Raw genomic sequence first — 17641 nt, forward strand, 5'->3', positions numbered from 1 at the left:
GCACTGATTACAGTGTTGCACCGAAAGCGTGACGCGCGCCACTGCGGAGTCGGTGAAGGCGAGATCAGCGGCCCTGTCGGGGTGTCAGAACTCCGGCCGTGATCGGAGGAGCGCTGCGCAGGGGAGCAGTGGAGAGTACGACGGGCAGCCACACCGCGGTGGACGCGATCACCGCGCCCCAGCACAGATACAGCCCGACCTGCGGTGCGTGCGGGGTGTGGGCGACCATCCCGGCCTGCGACCAGACGGCGAACAATCCCACCATCGACGCCGCGCCCGAACCGAGCATCGCGATCGCCGCGGCACCCCAGCGGCGACGGAGCAGCGCGACGAGCGGTACGACGATGCCGAACACCACTACGAAGGCGTCGAAGATCCGCAACGGCAGGGCGACGGAGTCGGAATCCCAGCGCACGAGGGTCGTCAGAGACGTCACGGACGTGGCCTGCGGAAGCAGCAGACCTACCACCAGCAGTGCGACACATCCCGCCAGGATCCGGACGCGTGAGCGGCCGACGGTCACCTCACCGGCGACGCGGTGTTCGATGCGATCGAGATCGTGACGGAATTCGGCCAGGTCGTCCATGGTGTACCCCCGAACGCGGCGACGCTTCGGTCCCAGTATGCGACGCGGGTCACGCCGGCGTGGGGTGTTCGACGGGCCCGTTTCGGGAGGGCGTGATCGGGCATGCTCCGGAGCGTGAGCCGATACGACGCGTACATCTTCGACGTGCAGGGCACCCTGATGGATTTCTACACCCCGGTCACCCGCGCGGTGACCGACGCCCTCGGACCGGATGCCGATCCGGCGACCGTGGGCGACCTGGTCCGGGCCTGGAGGAGCGACTATTACGAGCGCATCCTCCGTCTCGACCAGTCGGTGGAGAACTGGTACCGCGTGCAGGACTCCTACGTCGACGGACTCGGCGACGTGTGTGAGCAGTTCGGGATCGACCTTCCGGACGACGTGCGCATCGAGACGGCGCGGGCATGGCAACGTCTCGAAGCGTGGCCGGACGTGCGACCCGGACTGAAGGAACTCCGCTCGCGGGCCGTGGTGGCGACCCTGTCCAACACCGACATGGCCACGATGGTGAAGCTCTTCCGCGACCAGCACCTCGAGGCCGACGCCATCCTCACGGCCGAGTTGTTCGGCGCCTTCAAACCCGAACACTTCCTCTACGAACGCACCTGCCGTTATCTCGGGATCGATCCGTCCCGTGCGGCGATGGTCGCCTCGCATCCCTACGACCTCCGCGCCGCCCGCGAGGTCGGCCTGAACACCGTCTTCGTGTACCGCCCGCTCGAGAACGGACGCCTCGAGGACGCGGTCGACGACACCGACGGCGAATTCGACCATCGCATCGACGACCTGCGTCACATGCCGTGACACACATCTGTCGGTCCGGCCCGGCAGAATGCCGGCCATGGCCGAGAACAAGACGCAACCCACCGACCGCCCGGTGCCGGAGTTCCTCGATGCCGTCGACCATCCGGTGCGTCGCGCCGACGGATGGGCACTGCACGACCTGATGCACGACGTCACGGGGCAGCCGGCGGTGATGTGGGGGCCGTCGATGGTCGGTTTCGGCCGCTACCACTATCGGTACGCCAGCGGCCGCGAGGGAGACGCACTCGCCGTCGGCTTCTCGCCCCGCACGACGAATCTCGCCCTGTACGGGTTGACGATCGCGCCCGGCGCGGAGGAACTCCTCGCAACCCTCGGTCCGCACAAGCGCGGTGCCGCGTGCCTGTACGTCACCAGGCTGTCGGCCGTGGACACCGACGTGCTGTCGGAGTTGGTGCGCGTCGGCTTCGACCACATGACCACGGTCGAACACACTCCCTGAGTCTCGGTGCTCAGTCGAGGACGAGGTGCCGGGCGGCGATCACCGCCTCCTTCCCGGAGTTCACGCCGAGCTTCCTGTACAGCGACCGCAACTGTGTCTTCACCGTGTTGACGCTGACGAATTCGGCCTTCGCGATGGTGCGTGCCGAGCGGCCCGCGATCAACCCCTCGAGGACGACACGTTCCCGCGGCGTCAGCCGCACCACCGGCTTGGACTTCGGATAGGTGGCCGTGTCTGCCGTCGCCTCGACAGCGATCGGCAGGTCGACTCCCAGTGCGCCGAGATGCCGGGCCGTCAACGGCGAGATCATCGTGAACGGTCGCAACAGCCCCGTCTGCTGCGACAGTGCGATCGCCCTGTCGAGATGTGGACGGGCCTCGGCGTCGCGTCCCAGCGCGCACGCCGCAGCAGCGCCGAGCACGGCCAGTTCCATCGCCTGGCGGGGTGTGCAGTTCGAGTCGGTCCCGTAGTGATGGACGAGGGCTTCGGCACCGGCGGGGTCGCCGGTCAGCAGCCGCATCCGGGCATGGACGGGCGCGGTGAACAGATACATCGAGTCGGCGATGAGGTTCTGTGCTCTGTCGAAGTCGCCCAGGGCGAGTTCGAGGTCGGCCCGAATCGCGTTCACGAGCACCGCGTTGTATCCGGCGTGGAGTTCGGGATGCTTCCGGATCTCGGCCTTGATGCGTCGCAGTCCGTCGGCCGGGGTGCGGGTGAGCAACGCGAGGGAGCCTTGGGCGTAGAGGACGAACGCCCAGAGTTCACCGGGGGCAGTGGATGCGTCGACGTCGACGAGGATGTCGAGCGCGACGTCGGGTTCGAGCCGGTCGAGCGCCAGCAGCGCTGCCGCGACGCGCTCGGCGGTGTACGGGAGTCGTGCGCTGCCGGAACGATCTCGTCGCTGCGATCGATCCGTGGAGACCGCCCCGCGCGCCTCCGGCCCTTCCCCACGCAGGGCGTGGAGGAGTCCGAGTACGGCAGCGGCATCGTCACCGACGGGGGTTCCCGTTCCCGCCGCACGGGCTCGGCGCAGCATCCCCATCGCCTCGTGCGGACGCACGGCGAAGAAATAGGTCAGGCCCGCCTGGAAACAGAATGCGGCGTCGGAAACGGCCGGCGCGCCGGGCGTCTCGACGGAGGAGGACATCGATTTCGACGCGAGTTCGTCGCAGATCGACGCGGCCTCGGTGAACCGTCCCTCCTTGCGCAGGGTGACGATCTGCCCGAGCATCCGATCGCCGTCCGATTCGTGATCGTCCGTTTCGTGTCCCCGTACCACCAGGTAGGTCCTGTTCGACTCTCCGGACGGATCGGCCACGGCACGCCGCAACAGTGACCGGCGGACAGCGCCCGGGTACACCCGGGCCGAGCCGCCTGACCCTGCCACGGGTTCGACCAGACCGAGGGATTCGAGTGTGGCGACGAACGTCGGGGCGTCCACCACCGACTCTGCGACGGAGGCGCAGGTCAGCGACTCGGTCATCGCCGACATCAGAACCGATCGGAGCAGCTGCGCGAGGAGCGGCTCGTCCTTGATCGTTCGAGCCGTCACCGAGTCGGTCGCCGCGTCCACGAGCCGGTCGAGGTGCTTCTGCTCCATCGCGCCGTGGGCCGGAGCAGAAGACAGGACTGCGGGGAGGACCCCGATCACGGCCGGTAGTCCTTCGGTGCGGTGAACGATCCGCTCCACGAGCCACGGGTCCTGCGGAACGCCGGCCTCACGCAGGTAGGCAGCCGTTTCGTCGACGGTGAAGGCGAGGTCGTCGGAGGTGAGGATCCGTCTGTCGGATCGTATGCCCGCCACAGCCGAACCTGTGGTGCGGGTCGAGGCGACGATGCGGAGCCCGGGGTTGTCGGCGAGCAACGTTTCGATGCCCTCGACGACATCGTCGTCGAGTCGGACACCGTCGAGGACGAGGGTGAAGGGTGCGTGCACGGCCGAAACGATCGCGCGCAGGGCGTCGAATGCCCGGCTCGCGCGCCTCGGCGGTTCGAGGCCGGTGCAGCGGCGTACGGAATCGCACGACCGGCCCCAATATCGTTCGGCGGCGGAATCCGCTGCGGGCGGACCGACATATACGATGACGCCACCGGGTAGGGGATCGGTCATGAGCCAGGTCCGCAGAAGTGTCGTCTTCCCCGAGAATCGGTGACCACGAACGATCACCAGCGGTGGGGCGTCGGACAATTCCGAGAACAGGCGATCGCGCCAGTAAGGAAAAATCTCGACACCTCCACGTCGGCTTCCCCCTGCGCAACGGTTCCGTATTCGTTTTCCGAATTCGAGATCGTCCGAATAGTGAACAAGGTTACGTTCTCGAGCCGAACGACCAGGGATTCACCCCGAAATTTCACCCTCCGGTGGGATAGTCCCCATTCGGGGACGGGGCGAAGGATAGAGGGAGAATTATCGACGGCTCACGAGTGCGACGGCGACTGCCGTCACCACGGCGCCGATTCCCACCTTCGAAGCGAGTCGAGCGGTCCGGCCGATATCGCCGGGGGACGGCGCGGTTCCGTCGCCGAGCGTGCCGCGGTCCTCGACCACCCCGTGATAGATGTTCGTGCCGCCGAGCCTGATGCCGAGAGCGCCTGCGAACGACGCCTCGACCGGGCCGGCGTTCGGACTCGGATGCTTGTGCGCGTCCCGCCGCCACGCACCGATCGCACCCCGAGCATTGTCACCCAGCACCACGGCCAGCAGAGCCGTCAGCCGCGCCGGGGCAAGGTTGAGCAGGTCGTCGAACCGCGCCGACGCCCACCCGAATCGTTCGAGTCGCGGCGTGCGGTGGCCGACGCGCGCGTCGAGGGTGTTCGCGGCCCGGTAGCCGAGCAGACCGGCGGGACCGAGGAGCGCACCCCACCACAGCGGCGCAACGACGGCGTCGGAGGTGTTCTCGGCCACCGACTCGATCGTGGCGCGGGCGATCCCGTTCTCGTCGAGCTGTGACGGGTCGCGGCCCACCAGGTGGGTTACCTGCCGCCGCGCCGCGACGAGATCACCCTCGCGGAGCTGGGCATCGATCGTCCGGGCTTCGTGCCCGAGCGAGCGGCCGCCGAGCACGATCCAGGTCGCGAGCGCCGTGACCGCGATCGACAGCACCGGGCGACGGCGGGTCGCGTGGTCGGCGACGTACCCCACCGCTCCGACGGAACCCACCAGCACCGAGGTGAACACCACCCCGGCGGCACGGTTGTCGGCATAGAGCCGGCCCTCGGCGACGCGCGCCAGCTTCCCGAAGCCGCTCACCGGATGCCACCGTTGCGGATCGCCGAAGACCTGGTCGGCGGCGTAACCGAGCGCCAGTCCGAGTGCCCTCTGCTTCACAGAATCGTTCTCCACGCCTCGACGAGCGCCGCCGTGGTAGCGGCATCGCGCACCGCGATACGCACCCACCCGTCACCGAGACCGGGAAAGGTGTCACCGCGACGCAGCGCGAAACCTTTCTCCCGCAGCTTCTCCCGAGTCCCCTCGGGTACCTCCGCCAACACGAACGGGGCCGTAGCGGCCGGGACCACGTGGATCCCGAGACCGGAGAGCTCGTCGACGAGAACCGCCCTGTCGGCGGCGAGCTCCCGGGCGATCACGGCGGTCTCGCGTGCCGCCTCGTCGGAAGCGCACGAGATCATCGCGGCCGCGGCGGGAGTCGACACCGACCAGGGTGGTTGTTGCGCAGCGAGATCCGCGAGCACCTCGCGGTCGCCGACGACGTACCCGGCGCGCAGGCCCGGGATCGCCCATGTCTTGGTGAGCGACCGCAACACCACGAGCCCCGGAACGGACCGGCCCGTCAGCGATTCCGACTCACCGGCAACGGCGTCCATGAACGCCTCGTCGACGACGACGACCCGCCCGGGCCGCACCAGTGTCAGGAGCATTCCGGACGGATGCAGCACCGAGGTGGGATTGGTGGGGTTACCCACCACCACCAGGTCTGCGTCCTCGGGCACTGCATCCGGATCGAGAACGAATCCGTCACCGCGGCGCAGCACGACCCGTGTGACGCGGTGCCCGGCCGCCAGCAGCGCCGCTTCCGGCTCGGTGAACTGCGGGTGCACCACCACCGGTTTCCGCCATGCTCGCGCCCTGGCGATCAGCGTGAACGCCTCGGCGCCTCCGGCCGTCGGGAGAACCTCGTCGACGCTGCGGCCGTGGCGGACGGAGAGAGCGGCGCGGGCGTCGCTCGGGTCGGGATAACGATCGAGACGGTCGAGCGAGGAACGCAGGGCGTCGTCGAGCCAGGCCGGTCGCGGTCGGCGCGAGACGTTGACGGCCAGGTCGACCAGGCCTTCGGTTGCGTCGCGGTCGCCGTGGTGGTGCAGATCGGGTTCGTGCGCTCGCCGCCGTGCCGGTGACGAGGTGGGTTCGGGCGCGGGGCGGGCCGTGCGCGCGGCCTCCGCGAAACGTCGTGCGAGTTCGGGATGGCCGGCCCAGTGCGTGTGCAGATACGACGCGTGCACGGTCGCGGTCGCGACACCGTCCGGACGGCCGTCGAGCAGCCACGCCGGAGGCGAGCCGGAATCGATCACGGTGCGGTGGAATTCGTGACCGGTGACGCGGCTGCCGGCAGGAGCGAGAAGAGTGTCCTGCGGGGCGATCGCCGTGCGGTAACCGAGTGTCAGGCGCGGTGTCATCCGCGCCGACGTGTCGAGTGCGCCCACCATCTCGTGCCCGTCGACGTCGCGTCCCAGGTAGAGCAGACCGGCACATTCGGCGACGGTCGGAACCCCCGCTGCGATCACGTCGCGCAGGTGTGCGCGCAGAGGCGCGTTCGCGGCGAGGTCGGCGGCATGCACCTCGGGGAAGCCGCCACCGAGGTAGATGCCTGCGGTGCCGGTGGGAAGCCGTTCGTCACGGAGCGGGTCGAACGCCACGGGCCGGCATCCGTGGGCTCGCAGCAGTTCCTCGGTCTCGGTGTACCGGAAGGTGAAGGCCCGGCCGCCGGCGACGGCGATCACCGGTCCGTCCCCCGCGGAGGATCCCGGCTCCCACGCCGTGGCCGAAAGATCCGGTGCCGCCGAGGCGATACCGACGATCTCATCGAGGACGATGCGCTCGGCGATCTGCGCCGCGAGCCGATCGACCTGTGCTGTCGCCTCGTCGCGCTCCTCGGCCGGCACGAGTCCGAGATGCCGTGAGGGGACTGTGATGCCGTCGTCGCGGCCGAGGACTCCGAGGACCGGGATGCCGGTCGGTTCGAGAGCGCGGATCACCTCGTCCGAATGTCGCCGGGATCCGGCCTTGTTCAGGATCACCCCGGCGATCCGTGTGCCGCGGTCGTAGGACGCCATGCCGTGCACGATCGCCGCGACCGATCGGGAGGCGTGCGAGACGTCGACGACGAGGATCACCGGCGCGGACAGCAGGGCCGCGGTGTGGGCGGTGGACGCGTACCCGTCGGTGCCGATCATCCCGTCGTACAACCCCATGACGCCTTCGATCACGGCGATGTCCGCACCGGCGGCGCCGTGCAGGAAGAGGGGAGCGACGAGATCCTCGCCGACGAGGTGCGGGTCGAGGTTGCGGCCGGGTCGCCCGGTGGCGAGCGAGTGGTACCCGGGATCGATGTAGTCGGGGCCGATCTTGTGTCCCGACACGACGTGTCCTGCGCGTCGCAGAGCGGCCATGAGACCGGTGGCGACAGTCGTCTTGCCGTGTCCGGACGCGGGTGCAGCGACGACCACACGTGGAACTCTCACCACTCGATCCCTCGCTGGCCCTTCTGCCCCGCATCCATCGGATGCTTGACCTTCGTCATCTCCGTCACGAGGTCGGCGACCTCGACGAGTTTCGGGTGGGCCCGGCGGCCCGTGATCATCACGTGCTGGCGCCCCGGTCGCGATGTCAGGGTCTCGACGACCTCGTCGATGTCGATCCAACCCCATCCGATGGGATAGGTGAACTCGTCCAGCACGTACAACCCGTGCTGTTCCGCGGCGAGACGTCGCTGGATCTCGCGCCACCCGGCGAGCGCATCGGCGGCATGATCCTCCTCGGTGCCCTCCTTACGCGACCACGACCAGCCCGACCCCATCTTGTGCCACTCGATGGGACCGCCGGTACCCCGCTCGTCGTGCAGGTCGGCGAGAGTCTCGAAGGCCGCCTGTTCACCGAGACGCCACTTGGCGGACTTGACGAACTGGAAGACGGCGACCGACCATCCTTGATTCCATCCACGCAGAGCGAGACCGAAAGCTGCTGTCGACTTTCCTTTTCCGTCACCGGTGTTGACCATCAGCAGGGGCCGGTTGCGACGCTGGCGGGTGGTGAGACCGTCGTCGGGCACGACGGTGGGTTGTCCCTGGGGCATCAGGCGGCCCTTTCCCTGACGATTCCGGCGAGTGCGTCGGCGTCCACCTCACCGACGGGTACGTACTCGGCGCCGAGATGTTCGGCCAGGCGCAGTGCGAGCCCCATTCGGAATCGGCCGGTCTCGGAGTCCACGACGACCGACGAGAGTCCCTGAGCGGCAATCACGTCCGCAGCCTCGAGTGAACGCCGGACGGCATCGGGACCGGCGGTGGCGCGACCGTCGGTGACGACGACGAGCAGGGTGCGGCGATGCGGATCCCGCAGCGACCGGCGCCGCGCGGTCTCGGCCGCCGCGATCAGACCCTCGGCCAGCGGTGTGCGTCCACCGGCGGGGAGTTCCTGCAGACGCGCGGCGGCCACGTCCACCGAATTCGTCGGCGGGAGCGCAACCGTTGCCCCGGTGCCGCCGAAGGTCACGAGACCGACGGTGTCGCGGCGACGGTAGGCGTCGAGCAGCAACGACAGGACTGCGGTCTTGACCTGGACCATCCGATTGCGTGCCGCCATCGATCCGGAGGCGTCGACGCACAGCAGCACCAGATTGGCCTCGCGGCCCTCGACGATCTTGCGGCGCACCTGCCGGTCGTCCTCGCCGGCGAACGCCGTGGCGCGAATCGTCGCAGGCAGATGGACGGGACCGGAATCGCCGCGACGGCTGCCCACGGTGCGGCCGATCGTGGTGACCGCCCGCGACCGGCGACCGGCCGCGCCGCGTCCGACCCGGTCGACGGAGAACACCCTGGTGCGATACGGATCCGATGCCGACGACAGCGTGGAGGACGACCGGCCGGCCGAGTCGGAGGGCACATCGCCCGCAGTCTCCTCCGGTGCGCTCCCGCCGCCGGGATCGTCGGGGCCGGGATCGGGATCGGGATCCGGGTCGGTGTCGTCCCCACCCAGCAATTCGTCGAGTAGATCGTCGCTGCTCGTGGGTGCATCGAAGGGATTGCGCCGCCGCCGATGCGGCAGTGCCAGTCGCGCCGCTGCCGCGATGTCCTCGCGTGTCACTTCGGTGCGCCCGTGCCACGCCGCGTGTGCGATCGCGGTGCGAGCAGTGACGAGGTCTGCGCGCATGCCGTCCACGTCGAAGGCCGCACACACCTCGGCGATCGAGACCAGTGCGTCGTCGCTCAGCACGACCTGCGGGACGAGTTCGCGCGCGGCGACGATGCCCCGCGACCATTCGGCGTCCCGATCCGCCCACCGGGCGGCGAACCCGGCGGGATCGGCGTCGAAGGCCATCCGTCGCCGCACGATCTCGGCACGCACCTGCGGGTCGCGGGGCGCGGCCACGTCGACGGCGAGTCCGAAGCGGTCGAGGAGTTGCGGCCGCAGTTCGCCTTCTTCGGGATTCATCGTTCCGACCAGCACGAACCGGGAAGCGTGTTCGACGGACACACCGTCACGTTCGACGGTGGAACGGCCCATCGCGGCGGCGTCGAGCAGCAGGTCCACGAGGTGGTCGTGCAGGAGGTTGACCTCGTCGACGTACAACACGCCCCGATTGGCGAGGGCCAGGAGACCGGGTTCGTATTCGGCCCTGCGTTCGGACAATGCCTTGCCGAGATGCAGCGACCCGGTGACGCGATCCTCCGCCGCACCGACGGGTAGTTCCACGAGCCGCACCGGCCGGATATGCGCGGCCGCACCGGCAGGATGAGGTCCGTCCGGACAGGACGGATCGGGTGCGGTCGGATCGCACGAGAATCGGCACCCCTCCACGACGGTGACCTGCGGCAACAGTGCGGCGTGGGCACGCACCGTCGTCGATTTCGCGGTGCCCTTCTCGCCGCGTACCAGCACACCGCCTATCGACGGCGACACCGCACACAGGGTCAGGGCCAGCGCGAGGTCGTCGGAACCGACCACCGCACCGAACGGATACACGTGCACTCCAACCTCCACAGGCTCCCGCTGGGATGTTCTCCGGGGCAAGCTGTTCGAAGGCCGGTATTCGGACTTCCCGGTCGGACGCCGTGCGATCACCTTCCCGGACCGTGTGGTCCAGTGGCTGCGCGTATGCGCATGATCGACGACTCCCGGGTCACCGCAGCGGGCCTGTGCCGGATTCTCACCGGCTTCCCGATTATCCCCGTGAGGGGCACCTTCGATTGCCTTGCTGCGGCCGAGTCTAACCCCAACCCGTGGGCTAGGGTTCACCGCCATGGGTTCACGCATCACCGTCGTCGGTATCGGGGCGGACGGGTGGCCGGGTGTGCCGTCGGGCGTCCGGGAACGAATACTCGCCGCCGACGTTCTGCTCGGCGGCCGGCGGCACCTCGACCTGGTGCCCGCCGGCCGTGCGATGCGCGAGGAGTGGCCGTCGCCGTTGCTGCCGGGCCTCGACGATCTCCTCGAGAGGCACGCAGGGAGGGATGTCGTCGCCCTCGCGTCGGGCGATCCGCTGGTCTCCGGGATCGGTACCACCCTGATCCGCCGACTGGGCCGCGACGCCGTCCGGGTGATCCCCGCAGTGTCCTCGGTGGCGCTCGCCCGCACCCGCATGGGCTGGTCCTCGGAGGAATGCGAGACGGTCACCGTGGTGGGACGCGAGATCGACTCACTGCGAAGATTTCTCACCCGCGGCCGGCGACTCGTCGTCCTCGTCGACGGAGCGCGGGTGCCGGACGTCGCGGCGCTGCTGGCCGACGGCGGGTTCGGCAACTCCCGTGTCTCGGTGCTGTCGAATCTCGGTGCCGTGGACGAATCGCGAATCGATTCGACCGCCGCTGATCTCGTGGATGTTCCGGTTCCGTCGTTGAGTCTGCTGTGTATCGACGTCGACGGTTCCGCAGGATTGTCGGCAGTGCCCGGTCTCGACGACGAGCTGTTCGAACACGACGGCCAGCTCAGCAAGCGGACCGTGCGTCTCGCCGCGGTGTGTGCCCTCGCGCCGCGTCCGGGGGAGCTGCTGTGGGATGTCGGTGCCGGCGCCGGTTCCGTCGGAATCGAATGGGCGCGCATCGATCCCCGTTGCCGCACGATCTCGGTGGAGAGCAACGCCGGTCGTGCCGACGCGATCGAACGCAATGCCGCCGCGTTGGGCGTTCCGTCCACCGTGCGCGTCGTCCGCGGACCCGCCCCCGCTGTGCTCACCGGTCTCGAAGCACCCGACGCGATCTTCGTCGGTGGGGGAGGAAGCCGTGAGGGTGTGCTCGACACATGCTGGGACGCACTGGCTCCCGGCGGACGGCTCGTCGCGCACGCGGTGACCCTGGAGACCGAGGCCGTCCTGGTGCAGTGGTGGAAGGTGCACGGTGGTGAACTCGTGCGCCTGTCCGTCGAACACGCCGATCCGATCGGAACGTTCACCGGATGGCGCGCGCAACGACCCGTGGTGCAATGGAGTGCAGTGAAAGGTGAACGATGACCGTCCATTTCGTCGGATCCGGGCCGGGAGCGGCCGACCTGCTCACGCTGCGAGCGGTGAACCTGCTCCGCGAGGTTCCGGTCGTTCTGTACGCCGGTACCTATCTCGATGCCGAGACCCTCTCGCACTGCCGTGACGACGCCGAACTGATCGACACGCAACATCTGGACCTCGACGAGATCACCGCCCACCTCGTCGACGCACACCGGCGCGGGTCCGATGCAGTGCGGCTGTGCTCCGGCGACCCGTCGCTGTACTCCGCGCTCACCGAACAGACGCGACGACTGGACGCCGCGGGTGTGCCCTGGGACGTCACGCCCGGTGTTCCGGCCTACGCTGCGGCGGCCGCGGCGCTCGGTACCGAACTGACCGTCCCCGAACTCGTACAGACGGTCGTGCTGACCCGGACCCAGGCCCGGTCGACGGCGATGCCCGACACCGAGGCGCTCGCGCGGGTCGCCGGGCTCCGGGCGAGTCTCGTCCTGCACCTGGCGATCACGCGCATCCGCGTCCTCGCCGAGGAACTCACGGTGGAGTACGGCGTCGACTGCCCCGTCGCGGTGGTCGCGTTCGCCTCGCGCCCGAACCAGATCGTGCTGCGCGGCACCCTCGCGGACATCGCCGACAGTGTCGAGGCAGCGGGGCTGAAGCACACCGCGGTGATCGTCGTCGGACGGGCACTCGGGGTACGGGAGCAAGCCGACGTCGCCTGCTCGCACCTCTACGACCCCGCCCGCGAACGCGACGGCCTCCGATAACGCTTCATCCGAACCTGTTGACAAGCCGGGGGTGAACACCGTTCACTCGATCAGGGTGAACGGTGTTCACCCCGCAGGTGGCAACGGAGATGGGGACATGGCACGAACGAAATCGGCGTCGAGCACCACGATCACGACGCTGCTGAGCCTGGCGGGTCTCGTCGCGGCCCTGCAGACCACACTGGTCATTCCGCTGCTCCCGGACTTCCCCGAGATCCTCGACGTCTCGCCCGGCACCGCGACCTGGCTGGTCACCATCACGCTGTTGACCGGAGCGGTCGCCACGCCCATCGTGTCCCGCTCCGCCGACATGTTCGGCAAGCGCCGGATGATGGTGTTGTCGCTGGCGATGATGGTCGTGGGGTCGCTGATCGCCGCGTTCGGCGGGAGCTACCTCGCAGTCCTCATCGGGCGGGCCCTGCAGGGCTTCTCCTCGGCCCTCATCCCGGTGGCCATGGCGGTACTGCGAGATCTGCTGCCCCGCGAGAAGGTTGCCGGCGCGGTGGCGCTGACCAGCGCCACGATGGGCATCGGTGGCGCCCTGGGACTACCCGCAGCAGGCGTTCTCTACGACACCCTGGGATGGGCGTCGGTCTTCTTCGTCTCGGCGGCTGCCGGTGTACTCCTCCTCGTCGGCATCCTCGTCACGGTTCCGGCGAGCGCATCCGGTACCCGGGGCCGCTTCGACCTCGTCGGCGCAGTGTTGCTGTCGCTCGCGCTGGTGGCGCTGCTCCTCGGCATCTCGAAGGGCCCGGTGTGGGGCTGGGCGAGTCCGCAGACCCTCGTCAGCCTGGGGGCGGCCGCCGTCGTCCTCGCACTCTGGGTGCCCTACGAACTGCGCGTGCCCGTTCCCATGGTCGACCTGCGGGTCTCGTCCCATCGGCCCGTTCTGCTCACCAACCTCGCGGGACTCTTCGTCGGCTTCGCGGCGTACGCGAACACCCTCTCCACCACGCAGCAACTGCAACTCCCGGAGATCACCGGTTTCGGATTCGGACTCAGCGCAGCGACCGCGGGTCTGTGCATGGTCCCAGGCGGACTCACGATGCTCGTCGTTTCTCCGTTGTCGGCCCGACTGACCGCACGCTTCGGCGGCCGCACCACACTCCTGGCCGCGGGCCTGCTCATGACCGGGGCCTACGGATTCCGGATGATCTTCGACGACACGGTGGCACTCATCGTCGTGGGTGCCGTACTCGTCAGCATCGGCAACGCGATGGCCTTCGCCACCATGCCGGCACTGATCATGGGTGCGGTCCCGCTTTCGGAGACCGCTGCGGCCAACGGTCTCAACAGCCTGCTCCGGACGATCGGATCGTCGAGTATGAGTGCGGTGGTCGCAGCCCTGGTCGCCGGTCTCACCATGGAGGTGGCCGGGACGGTCTTCCCGTCCCACAGCGCCTTCACGGTGATGTTCGCGATCGCGGGTGCCGCGACGTTCTCCGCTAGCCTGGCAGCCGTGTTCCTTCCCAGGCATCGACCGTCGACGACGAGCGTCCCGGACGCGTCCGTGGAGGCGAAGGCATAGGTGACCGAACGATCCACTCGCGAGGTCATCCTCGACGCCGCCCGGCCGCTGTTCGCCGAGCGGGGTTTCAACGGCACCACGATCAGGGACATCGCCGAAGCGGCAGGTGTCTCACCGGCTCTCGTGATGAAACTGACCGGCAGCAAGGCCGAGCTGTTCCAGGCGGCGGCTCCGGATTCTCCAGGGCTCGCCGACGCCGCCCGTCACGACGAGCCGGTCGGATACCGGATGGTGCGTGCCGTCGTCGAACGACGAGATTCGGACGACTACGAATTCTGGGCGGTGGCACCCTTCCTGGTTCGTGAAGCAGCGGATCCGGCGGTAGCCCGCGCGCGCACGAGCGAGCGGGTCGTCGCCCGGATCGCGGCGCTGATCGGCGACCGGTCGGCGGGGATGGTGCGCTCGCAGATGGTCGTCACGCTCCTGCTGGGGCTCGCAGGCAGCCTGAGGACGTTCGAGATGCTGCCGCCCGACGTGATTTCCAGCGCGACCCTCATCGAGACCTACGGCCGGCTCGTCCAAGCGATCGTCGACGATTCCGAACTCTGAACGTCGACCGACCGTTTCGTCCACACGGCACCGGTCGACGTCACCGATGTACCTGCAGCGCCGACGATGATCAGGCACTTCATGTCGATGCTCACCGGATCCAGTTTCTCGAGTGTCGTGACCTCGAGCGACTCGCCGGGCCGTCCCACATCGCGCCCGATCACGACGACGGTGTCGGCCGGACGATGTTTCATCAGTAGCGCTTTCGCATCGGCGACCTGCGTGGTGCGCGAGCGTGACGCCGGGTTGTAGATGCCCAGAACGAGATCGGCCTCGGCGACCGCCGCGAGTCGCTTCTCGATCACGTTCCACGGCTTGAGGCGATCCGACAGGCTCATCACCGCGAAGTCGCCACCGATCGGGGCGCCCGCCCGCGCAGCCACGGCCTGCACGGCCGATATCCCGGGCAGGACCCGGATCGGGACCGACGCGTACTTCTCGTCCTGCGCGGCCTCGAAGACCGCCGACGCCATCCCGAACACTCCGGCGTCACCACCGGAGACCACGGCGACCTTCTCGCCGGACAGCGCGAGATCGAGCGCGAACCGCGCGCGGTCCACCTCCACGGTGTTGCCACTCGAATGACGCTGCAGCCCGGTGCGAACCGGAACGCGGTCGACGTACGGTCCGTATCCGACGACGTGATCGACCTGCGTGAGTGCGTCCGCAGCTTCGGGCGTCAGCCACTTCTCGTCGGCCGGGCCCAGCCCGACGACGAGCAACTCGTTCGACACGTCCGCTTCCGGCGACTCCACCACGACCGGCCGGGACCGGTCACCGATCTCGCGGTTCTTCGGCGCACGGTCGCCGGCGGTGAGGATCACCGAGAAGTACGGCACCGCGTCCGCGTCGACCTCGGCAACCGGCAGGATGCGTTGCCGATCCATCGATGCGCGTTCGACGTAGACCGCGTCGTCGAGTCGACCGGACTGGGCGAGCGCCTCCCGGACGGCGGGGAACGTCCTGCCCAGCTTCATGATCGCTGCGCCGTCGGTGTCGGCGAGCCGGCGTGCCAGCTCCGGGGTGGGAAGCGTGCCCGGAAGGATGGTGAGTACATCGGTGCGACGGACCATCGGTTCGGCTGCGGCTGCCGCCGCAGCGGAGACCGACGTCACACCAGGTACCACCTCGGTCGGGTATCGCGGCGCGAGACGGTCGTGCAGGTACATGTACGAGCCGTAGAACAACGGGTCGCCCTCGCAGAGCACCACCACGGTGCGTCCCGCGTCGAGATGGGCGGCCAACCGGGCGGCGGACTCGTCGTAGAAGTCGGCGATCGCGCCGTCGTACCCGCCCGGGTGATCGGTGGTGCCCGTCGTCACCGGGTACACCAGCAGTTCCTCGATCATCCCGTCCGGGATCAGGTCGGCGGCGATCGACCGGGCGATGGAACGGCCGTGCGTGCCGGAGTAGTAGGCGAGGACATCCGCCTCCGCGATCAACCGCGCGGCCTTGCGTGTGATGAGTTCGGGATCGCCGGGGCCGAGACCCACTCCGTAGAACCTGCCGGACACCGTGTCGCTCATTCCTTCTCCTGCGCGAGTGCATTGATCGCGGACGACGCCATCGCCGACCCGCCACGGCGACCCCGCACCACCAGATGGGGTATCCGCAGCGGATGTTCGAGCAGCGCTTCCTTGGATTCGGCGGCGCCGATGAACCCGACGGGCACCCCGACGATCGCGGCCGGCCGAGGAGCACCGGCGTCGAGCATCTCGAGCAGGTGGAACAAGGCCGTCGGGGCATTACCGATCGCGACGACCGCGCCCTCGATGCGGTCGGCCCACAGGGACACCGCCGCTGCGGAGCGGGTCGTGCCCCAGCGCGCGGCGAGTTCGGGGACACGCGGATCGGCGAGCAGGCACACCACGTCGTTGTCGGCAGGCAGTCGTGTGCGCGTGACACCCGACGCCACCATGTTCGCGTCGGTGAGGATCGGAGCGCCCGCGTTCAGCGCATCACGCGCGGCCGGAACAAGATCGGGATGGATCACGAGATCCCGTGCCAGATCGGTCTGTCCGCTCGCGTGGATCATCCGGACCGCGACCTTCTCCGCCGTCGTGGGGATCGCGGTCAGGTCCGATTCGGCGCGGATCGTCGCGAACGACCGGACGTAGATCTCGGCGCCGTCGGTGATGTAGTCGTACCGGCGAGGCGGCGCGGACGCGTGCGCAAGGTGCGGCGGTGGAAGAGTCACGGTGTGCTCCTGGCGAAGACAAGGCGGTGAGGTGAGTGCGGCGCGCCGCAGGCGCGTTCGCAGCCGACGACATGAATTCGGGAATCGATTGTGTTTCCGGCGACGAGCCGGCGAGCCAGCGCTCGGGTGTCACCTTCGGCGAGGCTACACCCGGGCGCTCCCGTGCACGCGGTCACCCGCTGCCATGAGGATTCGGCAGCGGTCTCGAAGCCGACATTCCGCAGCGCAACGAGATTCGATTCCACCGGAAGAACCAGGCCTCGCCAGGGGGTGACGACGACACCCCGATCCGGCAGGACGGCCACCATGTCCGGGGTGAGAATTCCGAGCGGGACCAGCACCGATACCGCGCCGCCGAGCCTGCCGTACGGCATCGTGCAGACCGGTGGACGGGGCGCCGGATCTCGGCCCCCGAGTTCGGCTCCGACATGCGGGAGTTGGCGCACATGCCACACCGAATCCCGGATCCCGGCGAAGTGCCGAGCCAGCCGGATGAGTGTCGCCGGCACCTGCGCGAGCGGCACCGTCGGTCCGCTGAGGGCACCGATCGTGATCGTCGCCGTGTCGGGGTCGCGGAGGATCGCGGTCAGATCGCAGCGCATCGCGGCGATATCTCCGCGACCGTCGTCGATGCCGAACAAGAACCGTCCCGACAGGTCGGCGAGCGCCGGATCGGCACACAACTCGGCGTCGAGTTCACGGACGAGTGGACGCACATCGGCGAGTCCTCCGTAGAGCCCCGAGAGGGGAGACGCGACGATGTTGCGCACCCGTTCGTGACTCGCCGACGGCAACAGACCCGTCGCGGCCACGGCCTCGGACAGGGCCGACGGCACGGATCCGCACTCGTCGAGTTCGATACCTCTGAGCTGCAGGTTTCCGCGCGACGTCAGGTGCACGTCGCCGTCCGCGCAGGCAACCGAGACCGCCGACAGTGCTCGAAGCGCACCGTCGGGGAGCTGTCCTCCGGGCACACGCAGACGCACCAGCGCCCCGTCCGCAGCGACGTGCGGGCGGAGGATTCCGGGACACCGATCGGGAGGAAGAAAGGGTGGGAGAGCATCCACGGACGCACA

At 68.9% G+C, this 17641-nt stretch carries 15 protein-coding genes and 1 riboswitch; of the genes, 6 read left to right on the plus strand and 9 right to left on the minus strand.

Features of this window, described 5'->3' with window-relative positions:
- Positions 1-64: 64 nt before the first annotated feature.
- Positions 65-586 carry an Rv2732c family membrane protein gene (locus GON09_RS22640; RefSeq protein WP_213933841.1) on the minus strand — a complete coding sequence of 174 codons (522 nt, stop codon included), beginning with the start codon at positions 584-586 and terminating at the stop codon, positions 65-67.
- 102 nt (positions 587-688) lie between these two features.
- On the opposite strand from GON09_RS22640, the gene GON09_RS22645 reads away from it, so the two are divergent.
- Together GON09_RS22645 and GON09_RS22650 are read left to right on the plus strand one after the other, a co-directional pair.
- The gene (locus GON09_RS22645) at positions 689-1390 is read left to right on the plus strand and encodes a haloacid dehalogenase type II (RefSeq protein WP_213933842.1); all 702 of its coding nucleotides are present in this window, start codon (positions 689-691) and stop codon (positions 1388-1390) included.
- Positions 1391-1427: 37 nt separating this feature from the next.
- Entirely contained in the window at positions 1428-1850 is a 423-nt protein-coding gene (locus tag GON09_RS22650) for a DUF1801 domain-containing protein (RefSeq protein ID WP_213933843.1), read from the plus strand.
- A 10-nt stretch (positions 1851-1860) separates the two neighbouring features.
- Here GON09_RS22650 and GON09_RS22655 read toward each other — a convergent pair whose 3' ends face one another.
- The 5 genes from GON09_RS22655 to GON09_RS22675 all read right to left on the minus strand — a co-directional run bounded on the left by GON09_RS22655 (position 1861) and on the right by GON09_RS22675 (position 10056).
- The gene (locus GON09_RS22655) at positions 1861-3960 is read right to left on the minus strand and encodes a LuxR family transcriptional regulator (protein ID WP_213933844.1); all 2100 of its coding nucleotides are present in this window, start codon (positions 3958-3960) and stop codon (positions 1861-1863) included.
- Positions 3961-4257: 297 nt separating this feature from the next.
- Positions 4258-5178 carry a cobalamin biosynthesis protein gene (locus GON09_RS22660; protein WP_213933845.1) on the minus strand — a complete coding sequence of 307 codons (921 nt, stop codon included), beginning with the start codon at positions 5176-5178 and terminating at the stop codon, positions 4258-4260.
- Positions 5175-7550, minus strand: coding sequence for a cobyrinate a,c-diamide synthase (locus tag GON09_RS28780; RefSeq protein WP_307854464.1), 2376 nt, complete (start codon positions 7548-7550; stop codon positions 5175-5177). The genes GON09_RS22660 and GON09_RS28780 overlap by 4 nt, the downstream gene beginning before the upstream one ends.
- Positions 7547-8161: a cob(I)yrinic acid a,c-diamide adenosyltransferase gene (gene cobO / locus GON09_RS22670; protein WP_213933847.1), complete on the minus strand. Its 615-nt coding sequence runs from the start codon at positions 8159-8161 to the stop codon at positions 7547-7549. Before cobO ends, GON09_RS28780 begins: the two co-directional genes overlap by 4 nt.
- Positions 8161-10056 carry a VWA domain-containing protein gene (locus GON09_RS22675; RefSeq protein WP_307854466.1) on the minus strand — a complete coding sequence of 632 codons (1896 nt, stop codon included), beginning with the start codon at positions 10054-10056 and terminating at the stop codon, positions 8161-8163. The genes cobO and GON09_RS22675 overlap by 1 nt, the downstream gene beginning before the upstream one ends.
- A gap of 35 nt (positions 10057-10091) precedes the next feature.
- Positions 10092-10287, minus strand: a riboswitch (cobalamin riboswitch).
- Between the two features lie 40 nt (positions 10288-10327).
- On the opposite strand from GON09_RS22675, the gene cbiE reads away from it, so the two are divergent.
- The 4 genes from cbiE to GON09_RS28900 all read left to right on the plus strand — a co-directional run bounded on the left by cbiE (position 10328) and on the right by GON09_RS28900 (position 14368).
- Positions 10328-11533 (plus strand): precorrin-6y C5,15-methyltransferase (decarboxylating) subunit CbiE, encoded by a 1206-nt coding sequence (cbiE, locus tag GON09_RS22680; protein WP_213933850.1) that lies wholly within the window; start codon positions 10328-10330, stop codon positions 11531-11533.
- Positions 11530-12291, plus strand: coding sequence for a cobalt-precorrin-4/precorrin-4 C(11)-methyltransferase (locus GON09_RS22685; protein WP_213933851.1), 762 nt, complete (start codon positions 11530-11532; stop codon positions 12289-12291). The genes cbiE and GON09_RS22685 overlap by 4 nt, the downstream gene beginning before the upstream one ends.
- A 97-nt stretch (positions 12292-12388) precedes the next feature.
- Positions 12389-13819, plus strand: coding sequence for an MFS transporter (locus tag GON09_RS22690; RefSeq protein ID WP_213933852.1), 1431 nt, complete (start codon positions 12389-12391; stop codon positions 13817-13819).
- A complete protein-coding gene (locus GON09_RS28900; RefSeq protein WP_213933853.1) occupies positions 13820-14368 on the plus strand; it encodes a TetR/AcrR family transcriptional regulator in 549 nt (182 codons plus the stop codon).
- On the opposite strand, the gene GON09_RS22700 is transcribed toward GON09_RS28900, so the two are convergent.
- The 3 genes from GON09_RS22700 to GON09_RS22710 are packed head-to-tail and all read right to left on the minus strand — an operon-like array spanning position 14323 to position 17632.
- Entirely contained in the window at positions 14323-15894 is a 1572-nt protein-coding gene (locus GON09_RS22700) for a precorrin-2 C(20)-methyltransferase (protein ID WP_213933854.1), read from the minus strand. The two genes, GON09_RS28900 and GON09_RS22700, sit on opposite strands and share 46 nt — an antisense overlap.
- Entirely contained in the window at positions 15891-16565 is a 675-nt protein-coding gene (locus GON09_RS22705; protein ID WP_213933855.1) for a precorrin-8X methylmutase, read from the minus strand. The genes GON09_RS22700 and GON09_RS22705 overlap by 4 nt, the downstream gene beginning before the upstream one ends.
- Positions 16562-17632: a cobalamin biosynthesis protein CobG gene (locus GON09_RS22710; RefSeq protein ID WP_307854469.1), complete on the minus strand. Its 1071-nt coding sequence runs from the start codon at positions 17630-17632 to the stop codon at positions 16562-16564. Before GON09_RS22710 ends, GON09_RS22705 begins: the two co-directional genes overlap by 4 nt.
- Between the last annotated feature and the right edge of the window lie 9 nt (positions 17633-17641).

The organism is Rhodococcus sp. B50 (assembly GCF_013602415.1).
Taxonomy (GTDB): domain Bacteria; phylum Actinomycetota; class Actinomycetes; order Mycobacteriales; family Mycobacteriaceae; genus Rhodococcus.

Excerpts from the sequence above, each read along its gene's own strand:
- GON09_RS22640 (WP_213933841.1), bottom strand. The coding sequence starts at position 586 with ATGGACGACCTGGCCGAATTCCGTCACGATCTCGATCGCATCGAACAC.
- GON09_RS22645 (WP_213933842.1), top strand. The coding sequence starts at position 689 with ATGCTCCGGAGCGTGAGCCGATACGACGCGTACATCTTCGACGTGCAG.
- GON09_RS22650 (WP_213933843.1), top strand. The coding sequence starts at position 1,428 with ATGGCCGAGAACAAGACGCAACCCACCGACCGCCCGGTGCCGGAGTTC.
- GON09_RS22655 (WP_213933844.1), bottom strand. The coding sequence starts at position 3,960 with ATGACCGATCCCCTACCCGGTGGCGTCATCGTATATGTCGGTCCGCCC.
- cobO (WP_213933847.1), bottom strand. The coding sequence starts at position 8,161 with ATGCCCCAGGGACAACCCACCGTCGTGCCCGACGACGGTCTCACCACC.
- cbiE (WP_213933850.1), top strand. The coding sequence starts at position 10,328 with ATGGGTTCACGCATCACCGTCGTCGGTATCGGGGCGGACGGGTGGCCG.
- GON09_RS22685 (WP_213933851.1), top strand. The coding sequence starts at position 11,530 with ATGACCGTCCATTTCGTCGGATCCGGGCCGGGAGCGGCCGACCTGCTC.
- GON09_RS22690 (WP_213933852.1), top strand. The coding sequence starts at position 12,389 with ATGGCACGAACGAAATCGGCGTCGAGCACCACGATCACGACGCTGCTG.
- GON09_RS22700 (WP_213933854.1), bottom strand. The coding sequence starts at position 15,894 with ATGAGCGACACGGTGTCCGGCAGGTTCTACGGAGTGGGTCTCGGCCCC.